We start from the raw sequence: 12,664 nt of genomic DNA on the forward strand, positions 1-12,664 counted from the left end.
CTCAGTTATCAAAAAATCTGCGCAGTTCCTCATTTTCCTTCGTCAGTCCCAAAGCCAGCATCAGCTTTATTCTGGCTTTCTGTCCTGTTAATTCCCCGCCCAGAATGATCTTACTTGCTTCCATTGACCTGGCACTGCCAAAATAACTGTACGCCGGAACTACACGCCCCGTATGAACACGTGAAGCCAAAACTACAGGAATATCCCTGCTCCGCACATATTCGATACCTTCCTTAACTGCCGGCGGCACATTCCCGCAGCCTAAAGCTTCAACTACCAATCCCTGTACCGGCTTTTCCGCCAGCATTTTAAATAAATACGCATCCATCCCCGCATAGGTTTTCAGCAAACAGACATCTTCTGCCAGCACTGCCGGACAGATTTTTTCAAGATTCAGCGGCTGACGTCGAAAAACCACTCTGTCAAAATAAATATGCCCTATAGGACCCCAGCCCGGCGAATGAAATGTAGCACAGGACGTAGTATGCGTTTTGGTAACTTCTGCAGCGGCATGTATCTCATCGTTAAAAATAAGTAATGCGCCTTTGCCCAAGGCTTCATCGCTGGCAGCGACCATTACTGCCGCCAGGATATTTGCCGGTCCGTCCGGTCCTGTTTCTGAAGCGCCGCGCATGGCTCCTGTAAGACAGACAGGCTTGTTCGTTTTTACTGCCAAACCTAACATATAAGCTGTTTCTTCCAGTGTATCTGTCCCGTGGGTCACAACAATGCCGCTGACGTCTTCCCGCTCTGCATACCGATCAGCCATTTTTGCCAAATCAAACATCATCTGCGGTGTTATGTGACCGCTGGGCACATTGGAAAATTCAACTACCTCCACTTCGGCAATCTCCCGCAGTGCCGGGACGGCTTCGATCAAATCATCACCACTGACAGCCGGGATCAGGCCCTGCGTCACAGGATCATATTTCATGGCAATAGTACCGCCTGTAGTCATTACAACAACTTTTTTCATGCTCGCACCTTCCTTGCATCATTATTTACTTCATCATAACATATCAGCCGCCGGCAGACAATTTCCTGCCACCCAAATTCCCGCTGGCATTACAAATGGTGTATAATATTTATATCATTGATTACGAGGTGTCATGTATGATAGTAAGCGGTATCAGCCTGGTTTTGGAAGGCGGCGGTATGCGGGGCATGTTTTCCGCCGGAGTTTTTGAAGCATTCATGCAGAAAGAACTTATTTTCCCGCATATTGTCGGCGTTTCTGCAGGTGCCTGCAATATTGTTTCCTATATGTCACAGCAGCCGCTGCGTACCAGACGTGTCATTCAAAATTATGTTGGTGATAAACGTTACTGCAGCCTGAGCAACTGGCTCAGGACCCGTTCACTTTTTGGTTTTGACTTCATTCTCAAAGAACTGCCGCAGAATCTGCTGCCTTTTGACTATGAAGCTTTTCGTAAATATCCCGGACAGCTTTATGTCGGCACGACCGATGTTATCACAGGCAAGCCTGTCTGGTATACCCAGGGCGATATGGATAAAGATTTTCTGCCGCTGCGCGCATCCGCTTCATTGCCCTTTTTTGCTCCTGTCGTCACCATCGGCGGCCATAAATTATTAGACGGAGCTATAGTAGAGCCCATACCTATCAGCAAATCCATTGCTGACGGTTATCAGAAATTCGTTATCGTACTTACCCGTAATGCCGGTTACCGTAAAAAACACCCGGTACCGCAATATCTGCTGCGCCTCGTCTATAAACACTATCCTAAATTATGGGAAACCATGGCCAGACGTCCTGACCTATATAATGACCAGCTTGCTTTTGCCGAACAACTGGAACAGGACGGCAAGGCCGTTATCATCCGTCCAACCGTACCTTTAAAGATCGGCAGACTGGACCAGAAACCGCAGCAGCTTTTAAAGCTGCACGATCACGGTATCGAATGCGGATTAGCAAAATTTCACGAAATCATGCAGCTTTATCGTAAGTAATAAAGGAGGAACCATGCGTTTTTTACATACTTCCGACTGGCACCTGGGCCGTATTTTTCACGGCTTACATATGACCGACGATCAGGCTATAGTACTGGAAGAATTAATCGCCCTGGTCAAAGAAAGTAATGTTGACGCCGTCCTGATCGCCGGCGACATTTATGACCGCGCCGTACCGCCGACACAGGCAGTGACCCTGCTGGACGAGGTTCTGCGCCGTTTAGTCCAGGAGGCCAGCAAAAATGTCATTATGATCGCCGGCAATCACGATAATGCCGACCGTCTCGGCTTCGGTCAAAGCCTGTTATCTCAGAACAAGCTTTATATCACCGGGCCAGTCAGCCCTTCTACCCAGCCCGTTGTATTATATGATACCTACGGGCCAGTTTATTTTGCACCGCTGACTTATGGCGAGCCCCTGGCAGCGTCCGAACTGCTCCGGCAGCCTTTAAAAACACACGAAGATGTTGTTCGCTGGCAGATAAGCAACCAGTTAAGACAGATCCCTGATACAGCGCGTAAGGTTGCGCTGGCGCATGTCTTTCTGACAGGAGCGCAGGAATCTCCGGACAGCGAACGCCCTTTGGCTATCGGCGGAGCAACCACCGTAGGCATCGACTGCTTTGCCCCGTTTAATTATGCGGCTTTAGGACATCTGCACGCCTGCCAGAACGGCAGCAGCAAGGTACGTTACAGCGGTTCCCTGCTCAAATATTCTTTTAATGAAGTCCAGCAGTCCAAGGGCGTACATATTATCGATATGGCCGCAGACGGCAGTATTACTGTTGAAACAGTACAGCTCAAGCCTCGCCGGGAACTGGCCTGTCTGCACGGCAGTTTTTCTGAATTAGTCAGCAAGCCGCAGCCGGAATTGTATGATTGTTATCTGCAGGTAACTCTGACTGACGAACAGCCGATACTGGACGCAAAATACCGGCTGGAACAGGTCTACCCCAATATACTGCATTTAGAATACGCACGGCTGCATACTGGCCGCTATGCGGACACTGCCGCAGTAAATCATAAAAAGCTTGGTACCTCCGAGCTTTTTGAAGCTTTTTTTACACAAGTCAACAATCGTCAGCTCACCGAAAGCGAAAAATCCCTTTTATCGGACATTATTAACAGCGAAGTGCAGACAGAAAGGCAGGCCTGACCATGAAACCATTACAACTTACCATGCGGGCCTTTGGTGCTTACGCCGGTGAGCAAATTATTGACTTCACGCTTTTAGGAGATAAAAACTTTTTCCTGATCCACGGACCGACCGGTTCCGGTAAAACTACTATTTTAGATGCGATCAGCTTCGCTTTATACGGCAGCGCCAGCGGCGATCTGCGCGAAAGTAAAAACCTGCGCAGCGACTACGCTCCCGCCGAACAAAAAACCGAAGTAGAATTTACCTTTAAAAGCGGGGAATATATCTATCAGGTACTGAGATCTCCCGAGCAGGAATTAAAAAAGCAACGCGGCGAGGGCACTCGAAAGGTACCGGCAGCCGCCGCCCTTTTTAAAATCCTTACTGACGGCAGCAAGGAACCGCTGGCCGCAAAAAGTGACGAAGTGACCAGAAAAATTACAGAACTTATTGGGTTTAAAGCGGAACAGTTCCGTCAAATAGTTTTGTTGCCCCAGGGAGAATTCCGACGGTTTCTGATCGCTGAATCGAAAGACCGCAAGGCGATTCTGGAAACGATCTTTAAAACCGAGCTGTACCGGCGTATCGAAGCACTGATGGCAGAACGCAGCACTGCTATCGACAACGATTATAAAGCACTTAAACAACAACAACAGTTTATTTTGAACAGCACCGAATGTGAAAACAACGACCAGCTTCTTGCTAACATACAAATATTTCTGCAGCGGCAAAAGGAAGAAACGGCTGCACTGCAGACTGCTTCCGCACAGCTTGCAGCAGCAAAAATGCAATTGCAGCAGGCTCAGGAGCTGCATAATGCTTTTGTGGAAGCAACTGCAGCACGAACGGCTTTCTTAACTTTGACAGAACAGCGCAGCGCTGTTGAAACTGCAAAAACTGAAGCAGCACAGGCTGATAAAGCCGCACTGCTGGAAGAAATTTACAACTCTACCCTGCGCGCACATAAACACAACCAGGAATGTCTGTCAGCCGAACAAAGCGCTCAGCAGGCAACAGCAGCGGCGCAAGCAGCGCTGCAGAAACTGCACCAAAAGCTTTCAGAACAATTACAACAGCTTGACGGTCAAAGTATCAAGGATACTGCGAACCTGGATAAAGCGCTGGAGCTTTTGAACCAGCGGATCCTGCAGCTCCACAGCGAAGCCGCTAAATTATCCGGTGTCACTTCTGAATTAGAACGTCTGGCCGCGGCTCTCGTTGACAATGAACCGTGTCCTGTCTGCGGAGCTTTGCAGCATCCGCACCCGGCTACAATAACTGCGGCCCAGAAATCTGAGCTGCAGTTGAAAACACAGACGATTACCAGACAGGTCCAGAGCTTACAGCTGCTGCAGCAAAGCTATCAGCAGGCTCAGCTGCATCTGGCAGGCTGCGAAGCTACTCTGAAAGCAAACCAGGCGGCTTCTGTAAATGCTGCCAAAGAATTCAGCGCTCTGCGCGAACATTTTAAAGAACGCCTGGACGCTTCAGACTTTGAATCACAGACAGCCTTTCTTGCCGCTTTGCGTACTGAAGGTACGCGAAAACAACTGCAGCAGACCATCGCCGCCTATGAACAAAATCTGGCCGCAGCAACAGACCGCCTGCAACGCGCTCAAAATGCCGTCAACGGTAAGACCGAGCCAGAACTCAGTGCCTGCAAAGCAGCGGAACAGCAGGCAGACGCTCTCTACCGTCAGCTGACAGCTCAAACGGCAGTAACCGCCAAAGAGCTTTCTGATCTGCAAAAAGCACAGCTCCAGCTGCAGGAATTGGAAAAAAAGATGGGCACTTTACAGGATGCCTATCAAACAGCGGCCTCTCTGGCAGAAACCGCAAGAGGCAATAATCCCTCACGACTTACCTTTTCCGCATTTGTTTTGCAGGCTATTTTAGACGACGTACTGCAGGCCGCCAATCTACGTTTAACCTCTATGAGCCGTGGACGTTACAGTTTATCACGTACCGGTGATGTTCTGGATGCCAGAAGGGAAAACGGTTTAAACATTGAAGTTACCGACAGCTTTACAGGCGTTGCCCGTCCTGTCAAAACACTTAGCGGCGGAGAACTGTTTCTGGCTTCACTCTCGCTGGCCTTAGGGCTTTCCGATGTAGTACAGGCCTATGCGGGAGGTATCCGCCTTGATACCATTCTGGTCGATGAAGGTTTTGGCACGCTTGACTCCGAAGCCCTGGATATGGCTATCCGCACGCTTACCGATCTGCAGAAAGGCGGGCGTCTGGTAGGAATCATTTCCCACGTCAGCGAGCTGCGCGAACGCATTTCAGCCCGATTGGAAGTAATCCCCGGCCAACGTGGCAGTACTGCTGTTTTTCACGTCTAACATAACAAAAACCTCCGCAGGCAAATGCTTACGGAGGTTTTTTATTAACCTATTTCGCGTTCTTTTTCTGTTCCGCGCACATTAACAGGGCGGTTATTTTCATCTACCATAACTACCTTTGGTTCAAAACCTGCCGCCTCTTCAGGCGTCATCAGCGCATAAGCGATAATGATCACTGTATCACCCACTACGACCTTGCGTGCCGCAGCGCCATTAAGGCAAATCACACCGCTGCCGCGTTCCCCTGCAATAACATAGGTTTCCAGGCGGCTGCCATTATTATTATCAACGATCTGTACCCGCTCGCCCGGCATGATGCCGGAAAGTTCCAACAGCTCGGAATCAATGGTAATACTGCCCATATATTCTAGACAGGCTTCTGTCACCGTAGCACGGTGGATTTTTCCATGAAACATATTCAAAAGCATTTATTCAACCTCCAAAATCACATTATCGATCAGCCGCGTAGTCCCAAAACGCACTGCTACTGCCAATAGGCACGAACCGGTAATATCACCTGCAACAGGTTTCAGATCGGGCAGCTCATAAATTTCTACATAGTCAATCTCACTCAACGGCTCTGAACCGATCAGCTTGGCAGTTTCAGCTGCAATTCTACTGCTGTCACGCTCACCCTGCTTAAAAAGTTCTTCCGCATAACGCAGGCTTTTTGATAAAATCAAACCGGCTGTGCGTTCTTCCTGGCTCAAATAAGTATTACGCGAACTTTTAGCCAAGCCGTCAGCCTCACGTACGATCGGCATAATCCGCAGCTGAACGTTAAAAAACAGATCTTTGACCATTCGTTTGATAACCTGTACCTGCTGCGCGTCCTTCTGCCCAAAATACGCCCTGTCAGGCTGTGCCAGATTGAACAGCTTGCTGACAACAGTAGTCACGCCACGAAAATGTATGGGACGGCTGCGGCCGCATAAAACCTTTGTAATATCACCTGTTACCTCTACCCAGGTCATATCGGCACTGGGATACATTTCTTTAGCCGCAGGGGCAAAAACGATATCGGCCCCCATTTTCCCTGCCAATATACAATCTGCTTCCAAAGTGCGCGGATAGGCTTCCAGATCCTCCCCCGGCCCAAACTGTGTCGGATTGACAAAAACACTGACTATCACCAGCTCATTCTCTTTACGTGCGGCAGCAATGAGTGAACCATGCCCTTCATGCAGAGCCCCCATAGTCGGTACCAGACCGATGCTTTTACCCGCTGCCTTTGCTAAAGCTACCTCTTCCTGTAAATCCGCTGTCGTTTGGCAAAGTTTCATTTTAAGGCTTCCTCTCAATATAATTTCTCTAAAACTTCATCATCTATTTTAAACGTATGCTCCGGCGCAGGAAAACTGCGCTCCTTAACTTCCCTGATGTATTGCTGCACTGCGCTGACAATACTTCCGTGCAGATCGCTGTATTTTTTGGCAAATTTCGGACAGAACCCGTCCGAAAATCCCAGCAGATCATTACAGACCAGGACCTGCCCATCACAGGAATTTCCGGCGCCGATACCAATAGTTGCCGCTGTTTTCAGTTCAGCAGTCACCTTTGCAGCCAAAGCAGCCGGCACACATTCCAGCACAATAGCAAAAGCTCCTGCTGCCTCTAACGCTTTAGCATCATCCAGCAATTTCTGCGCTGCGGCTACATCCTTACCCTGCACTTTAAAGCCGCCCATTTGATTGACAGACTGCGGCGTCAGACCAATGTGTCCGACCACGGGAATGCCTGCGGCAACCATTTTTTGTACCAGTTCACAGATTTCACTGCCGCCTTCCAGTTTTACTGCCGTGCAGCCAGTTTCCTTTAAAAAGCGGGCCGCATTATAAAGACCGTCAGCAATGCTGGCCTGATAACTCATAAAAGGCATGTCAGCGACAACCAGTGCCGTCCCGCAGGCGCGCATCACTGCTTTGGTGTGATGAAGCATCTCTTCCATCGTTACGGGCACAGTAGAACCGTAACCCAACATCACATTACCAACAGAATCACCTACCAGAATCATCTCAACACCGGCTTCATTAACATTACGGGCCATCGCAACGTCGTATGCTGTAACCATCGTTATCGGTTCACCCTGCTGTTTCATTGCTTTGATAGTCGATGTGGTTATTGCTTTTTTATTCATGGTTTTACTCCTTTACTGTCAAGCTTTCAATAGTTCTTGTAAACTTTTTGCTTTCGCTTCATCGATACTGCCGTTTTCACTCGCCAGACGCACAGTCTGAAGTGCCAGTTCCCGATAAACCAGCTGCAGTTCCTCCGGCAGAATTTTCAGATGTCCTGCTACAGTGCCTGCATCACCGCGGGCAATCGGCCCGGTCAATGCCTTGCGGGCCAACGGAGTCTGATGCAGATTACTGACAGTCCCATCCAGCAGCGGCAGCAAAAACTGCAAAGCCCTTGCCTTGTCAGGTGTCCAGCGTTCAAACAGTTGCTGTGCTATCGCAGTTATTGTCACAAGATAATTAGAACAAAAACAAGCAGCCGCATGATAGGCACTGCGCTCCGCTTCAGGAACTCTGAATGGATATGCCTGAAGCGCTTCGGCCAGATAACAGGCAGCTTGCTGTGCTTCATTATCACCATCAACAGCCATGCCGATATCTTTAAATCTGGCACTGCCTCCGGCAAAGCTCTGCAATGGATGCAGACTGCCGCAGTGAATCCCCAAGGCAGAAAGCGCCGCCAAAGGGTCCAAACCCAAAGAACCGCTGCAATGCAGGCACACCTTCTTTGACAGAATATCCCTACGCCCGGCAGTACCTACTTCCGCAGCCAGTGTTTCAGCTGCTGCCGCGATCTGCCCGTCCGGAACTGCCAGCAAAACTACATCAGCAGCCGCCAGCACCTCTGCCCCGACTGAAGTAATCTGAAAGTCACCCATGCCCGCCAGCCTCGCACAACTTTTCGGCGATCGACCCGCTTTGACGCTGACTACCTGTAAAGCAGCAGTTACTGCACAGGCTTTCAAAAAAGCACTGCCAACCTTACCCAGCCCAATGATGCCTATTTTCATGGTTCCCTCCCTTTCTTCGCTTGAGAGCATAACCAAGGCAGTAAAATAAAAAACGCACTCCCGCCGGGAGCGCGCAAAAATACTTATAAAAAGGCCTTGTTATTGCGTCTCGTCCCGGTCATTACTGATCCAAGCGATTAATGACTGATTTTAAATTAAGACCTGCGGCTTATGGTACAGCTCACAAAGATACTGCCCGGCCATTTATGGTCACCGCTATAATAGCACAAGCACTCCGGCCTTGACAAGCGTTTTTTACCTTACTTTACAAAAAAACCTTTCTTTCGGTCCCTGCCTGTATATTTTGTAAAAAGCACCGTGGAAACACAGCGTACTCATGATATCACCCACTTTAAAATTCCTGTTGTTTTTCATTCTTTCATGCTATACTGAAAGAAAAAAGGAGGTCTTTGTTATGCCCTACGTAAATATTAAAATCACCCGTGAAGGCAACGTGACACCAGAGCAAAAACAAGCCCTGATAGAAGGTGCTACCAATCTGCTGCACGACGTGCTCGGTAAAAACAAAAAGACTACTGTTGTCGTTATCGATGAAGTCGATACTGATAATTGGGGCATCGGAGGCATTTCTGTTACCGAGATCCGGAAAAGAAACAACTAAAAGCACTATTTTAACGCCGTTATCTAAATGATAACGGCGTTTTTTATATTTCTTTATTTTATTCATTTGCAGACTAATATTAGTCTGCATTTTAATTTCTAATTTTTCAGTTTTATTCTTAATATTTTAAATACAGCCGACTTTTTATCAGCTATTGTAATTTCAAATTACCCAGAGTAATACCCTGCGCTTTCTTCTAAAAACACAGTATTATTTCCTTTTCCTCGATTAAACTGTATAGATATATAATCTATAAATGCTTGACACAGTACATTTTTACAAAATATAATTATTTTAACTTATAGGATTTAAAATTCTTTATTGCAATAATTATTTTATTATTTTTATCTTCTATTGTTTTATTCTTAAGGAGGACCCAATTATGTACAGCAACAAGAAACGTCAAGCAATACTTTTGGCGCTCCTTGCAGCGCACTGCACCTTTTACGGAACTAACGTAATGGCTGCACCGGTACCTGTTACAGACGGCAAATACACTGCAGATGGCACAGACACTTATGATCCTATCACACATACCGATACTATCAACAGTATCAAAGTTTCTAATGGCGCTCAGGTTTCTGTCACCGCCGGTGCAACAACCGTCAACGGTGTAAACAGCAGCGAATCCCTCACCGCCAGCAGCGGCGGTCAGCTTACTGTTAATGGCAGTTTAAATGCCACGGTCGGTTTAGGCGATACCTATTCTACAGGAGTAGGTTATTCTGGAATTGTTGCTAACGGCAGCGGCAGTAAAATAATCCTCAGCGGTACCGATAATTCTATTACCTCCAAATCCACAAACTATAAAAATTCTGAATCAGCATTTTTTGCTTACAACAATGGTGAAATACATGTAACCGGTGACACGACAACTGTCAAAGTAAGTCAGAGCCGCATTGTAGCCGCTCAGGATGGAGCTTCTATAACTTTTTCCAATGGTAAAAGCGATGACCAGTCAGCCTTATTTAAAGCAGCAAGCAGCAGTCAGCGCTGGATGGTAGTTGCCAACGGGACAGGGAGAATCAATTTTGACCGAGTGGAAATAGACGGAACCGGCTACAGCAATGGCAGAATGTTCTTAGCCAACGGCGATCCTGCTAAAGACATTAACGAACAGGCTAAAATAACTTTTCTTGGAGGCAGCTTCAATAGAAATGACGGTGCCGGCAGACCAGGAGCTACGGCACTGGAAACAGGCAATTTCGGGCAGATAGAAGTACTTGGCTATGAGGGCGGTGAGCTTGATATCCGTACAGGAGGCAATCACGAATCCGGTATTATCGCTATTGGCGGCGGCAGAATAGATATCAACAGTACTCAAAGCAGTAATTTCAAAACTACTATCGAAACCAGCGGGCGCAATCATCAACATGGTATTGTTATCGGTACTCTGGCTGCAACAAATCAAGCTGCAGAAAAACATCTGGGAAGTAAATACGGATCATCGGAGGTCAACCTCTATGGTACTGCAGATATAAAAGTAGATCATGAAAAAGCTTATGGCATCAAAATAGCAGGAGATGGGGCTGGATTCAATATGTTTGCTGTCGATGGACAGCTTGAACGCAGTAAGATCCACGCCAGCTCCACAGCCGTAAAATATTCTTCAGCTCTGGGCAACTCCACTGATAAGACCGGTAATAATATGGATGCCGGTAAGCAAATAATCCATTTGGAAAATACTGATATCACTAATGACGGAGTTGCCAGCACCAGTGACAGTGACGGTGTCTATACCGGCCACCTGATACAGATAGGTTCACATGGCCAGGAAATAACCACTGACGGGCATCAACGTGCCAGCAATCCTGGCGGTACTAATTACAGTGACATTATCAATGTCGCGGATGCAGTCAAGGACGCTACTTTAAACTTGGTAAACAGTACAGCAACCGCTCATGATTCCAGTAATAAAGACTTGATCCATATTACCTATGGCGGTCAAACGACAACTAATCCGGATCTTGTTGCCAGTAATATTACTGTCAATACTTCTAAAAACACTGTTCTGAACGGTGCTATTTTTACAGATTATACAATAGACAGTACCGGTAAAAGCAGCAGGCTTGATCTTGCTCTGACGGATAACAGTACCTGGAATATGACCCAAAACGCTTCTGCAAAAAATTTATGGCAGGGATCTGAAGCAGAAGGCAACTTTGTTACTGATCTGTCCCTGAATAATTCAGTTATTAAATTTGGTCATCTGGACTGGAACAACGATAATGAACTTCTCGAAGCTCAAAAGGCTGAAAATTTCAAAAATTTATATGTGGCGGGAAACTACAGCGGCGACAATGGCCAGCTGCATATGAATGTCGTCTTGGGCAAAGACGATTCTGCAACTGATAAAATGATCGTCGGCGGTGACACTTCAGGCACAACCTATATCAATTTTAAAAATATCGGTGGTAGTGGCGCACAGACCGCTCAGGGTATCAAGGTCATTGAAGTTCTCGGGAATTCTGATGGTAATTTCATCAAGTCTAATCCCCTGGTCGGTGGCTTATATGAATATTCACTCGTCAAAGGCGGCAATCAAGGTACTGAAAGTGATTGGTACTTAACATCCTATGCGCCTACTACTGCCCCTGTCTATCGTCCTGAAACAGGTTCATATCTGGGAAACATGGCCTTAGCCGGTTCTATGTTCGATCTCCGCCTTTATGATCGTGAAACGCATCTGCAGCATCAAAACAATCAGGAAGATGCCCCTAATATCTGGATCATAAACAACTATACCCGTACGAAACAGGATTTCAGCAACGATCAGATCCACGGTAATGCCAATCTATACAAACTGCGCATGGGCACTGATCTTTATAATGAAGTCAGTGATAAAGGTGAACAGCAGCTGTTCGGCATAATGGCAGCTTATGGCAATGGCAGCCAGACGACTTCAGCCAGTTTCGCCAACCGTGATTCCAAAGGTTCTGTCGATGGATTTTTATTAGGTGTCTATGGCAGCTGGTTTGAAAACGCACATGACAGAAGCGGCTGGTATGCTGATACCTGGTTCCAATATGGCTGGTTTGATAACGAAGTCAATGGTGCCGGACTAAGCAAAGAAAGCTATGATACCAACGGCTGGGGACTTTCGGCAGAAATCGGTAAATCCATAAATTACAAAGAAACAGATCGGCGTACTTATTCTTGGCAGCCTAAGCTTCAGCTTACCTATACCAAGCTTAATAATGATACGTATACTGAAAATAATGACAGTACTATCGCTTTTGGCAATGAAGCCAATCTTCAAACACGTTTGGGACTGCGTTGGTTAAGTGAACAGAATACAGCTTCGACAAAAAAAGATTCTTTCTTTGCCGAGGTAAACTGGCTCCACAATTCTAATAATTACACTATTTCTTCTCTTGGTGACAGTGTTTCTCAAGACGGTAACAAAAATCTTGGCGAACTTCGTCTCGGTTATGAAAAAGAATTCAATAAAGACTGGTTCATCTCTGCTGATCTCAGCGGACGTTTTGGCAGTAATTCTTACAGTTCTTTCCAAGGCATGCTGTCTTTGGAGTATCTATTCTAAAAAGAAAAACTCCCGGTTT

General features: G+C 47.0%; 9 protein-coding genes and 2 pseudogenes. 6 read left to right on the forward strand and 5 right to left on the reverse strand.

Going from position 1 to position 12,664, the window contains the following annotated elements; genetic code table 11:
• Window position 1: 1 nt before the first annotated feature.
• The gene (locus C8D73_RS05685; protein ID WP_113077593.1) at window positions 2-976 is read right to left on the reverse strand and encodes an asparaginase; all 975 of its coding nucleotides are present in this window, start codon (window positions 974-976) and stop codon (window positions 2-4) included.
• A gap of 137 nt (window positions 977-1,113) precedes the next feature.
• Here C8D73_RS05685 and C8D73_RS05690 point away from each other — a divergent pair, with 137 nt between their 5' ends.
• From C8D73_RS05690 to C8D73_RS11545, 4 genes and pseudogenes are all read left to right on the forward strand, one after another.
• Window positions 1,114-1,968, forward strand: a complete 855-nt coding sequence (locus C8D73_RS05690) for a patatin-like phospholipase family protein (protein ID WP_170123175.1) — start codon at window positions 1,114-1,116, stop codon at window positions 1,966-1,968.
• Between the two features lie 13 nt (window positions 1,969-1,981).
• Window positions 1,982-3,124 (forward strand): exonuclease SbcCD subunit D, encoded by a 1,143-nt coding sequence (locus C8D73_RS05695; protein ID WP_113077595.1) that lies wholly within the window; start codon window positions 1,982-1,984, stop codon window positions 3,122-3,124.
• A gap of 2 nt (window positions 3,125-3,126) precedes the next feature.
• Window positions 3,127-3,702: pseudogene (locus C8D73_RS11540) on the forward strand (AAA family ATPase); the annotation flags it as partial.
• 1,380 nt (window positions 3,703-5,082) lie between these two features.
• Window positions 5,083-5,451, forward strand: a pseudogene (locus C8D73_RS11545) (SbcC/MukB-like Walker B domain-containing protein); the annotation flags it as partial.
• A 44-nt stretch (window positions 5,452-5,495) separates the two neighbouring features.
• Here the strand turns inward: C8D73_RS11545 and panD are convergent.
• From panD to C8D73_RS05720, 4 genes are read right to left on the reverse strand one after another with little or no spacing between them, the layout of a single operon-like run.
• On the reverse strand, window positions 5,496-5,879 hold the full coding sequence (gene panD / locus C8D73_RS05705; RefSeq protein ID WP_021718769.1) for an aspartate 1-decarboxylase: 384 nt from the start codon (window positions 5,877-5,879) through the stop codon (window positions 5,496-5,498).
• The gene (panC, locus tag C8D73_RS05710) at window positions 5,880-6,734 is read right to left on the reverse strand and encodes a pantoate--beta-alanine ligase (RefSeq protein WP_113077597.1); all 855 of its coding nucleotides are present in this window, start codon (window positions 6,732-6,734) and stop codon (window positions 5,880-5,882) included.
• Between the two features lie 14 nt (window positions 6,735-6,748).
• Complete coding sequence (gene panB / locus C8D73_RS05715) at window positions 6,749-7,588, reverse strand: 3-methyl-2-oxobutanoate hydroxymethyltransferase (protein WP_113077598.1); 840 nt, start codon at window positions 7,586-7,588, stop codon at window positions 6,749-6,751.
• 18 nt (window positions 7,589-7,606) lie between these two features.
• Window positions 7,607-8,509 carry a Rossmann-like and DUF2520 domain-containing protein gene (locus C8D73_RS05720; RefSeq protein ID WP_113077599.1) on the reverse strand — a complete coding sequence of 301 codons (903 nt, stop codon included), beginning with the start codon at window positions 8,507-8,509 and terminating at the stop codon, window positions 7,607-7,609.
• A gap of 385 nt (window positions 8,510-8,894) precedes the next feature.
• Between C8D73_RS05720 and C8D73_RS05725 the strand changes: the two genes are divergently transcribed.
• On the forward strand, window positions 8,895-9,101 hold the full coding sequence (locus tag C8D73_RS05725; protein WP_021718773.1) for a tautomerase family protein: 207 nt from the start codon (window positions 8,895-8,897) through the stop codon (window positions 9,099-9,101).
• Between the two features lie 382 nt (window positions 9,102-9,483).
• A complete protein-coding gene (locus C8D73_RS05730; protein ID WP_113077600.1) occupies window positions 9,484-12,645 on the forward strand; it encodes an autotransporter family protein in 3,162 nt (1,053 codons plus the stop codon).
• Window positions 12,646-12,664 lie beyond the last annotated feature (19 nt).

This window comes from Phascolarctobacterium faecium DSM 14760 (assembly GCF_003269275.1).
GTDB classification, from domain to species: Bacteria; Bacillota; Negativicutes; order Acidaminococcales; family Acidaminococcaceae; genus Phascolarctobacterium; species Phascolarctobacterium faecium.

What these genes read in the sequence shown, in the direction of transcription:
- C8D73_RS05685 (WP_113077593.1), bottom strand. Translation starts at nt 976, where the DNA reads ATGAAAAAAGTTGTTGTAATGACTACAGGCGGTACTATTGCCATGAAA.
- C8D73_RS05690 (WP_170123175.1), top strand. Translation starts at nt 1,114, where the DNA reads ATGATAGTAAGCGGTATCAGCCTGGTTTTGGAAGGCGGCGGTATGCGG.
- C8D73_RS05695 (WP_113077595.1), top strand. Translation starts at nt 1,982, where the DNA reads ATGCGTTTTTTACATACTTCCGACTGGCACCTGGGCCGTATTTTTCAC.
- panD (WP_021718769.1), bottom strand. Translation starts at nt 5,879, where the DNA reads ATGCTTTTGAATATGTTTCATGGAAAAATCCACCGTGCTACGGTGACA.
- panC (WP_113077597.1), bottom strand. Translation starts at nt 6,734, where the DNA reads ATGAAACTTTGCCAAACGACAGCGGATTTACAGGAAGAGGTAGCTTTA.
- panB (WP_113077598.1), bottom strand. Translation starts at nt 7,588, where the DNA reads ATGAATAAAAAAGCAATAACCACATCGACTATCAAAGCAATGAAACAG.
- C8D73_RS05720 (WP_113077599.1), bottom strand. Translation starts at nt 8,509, where the DNA reads ATGCTCTCAAGCGAAGAAAGGGAGGGAACCATGAAAATAGGCATCATT.
- C8D73_RS05725 (WP_021718773.1), top strand. Translation starts at nt 8,895, where the DNA reads ATGCCCTACGTAAATATTAAAATCACCCGTGAAGGCAACGTGACACCA.
- C8D73_RS05730 (WP_113077600.1), top strand. Translation starts at nt 9,484, where the DNA reads ATGTACAGCAACAAGAAACGTCAAGCAATACTTTTGGCGCTCCTTGCA.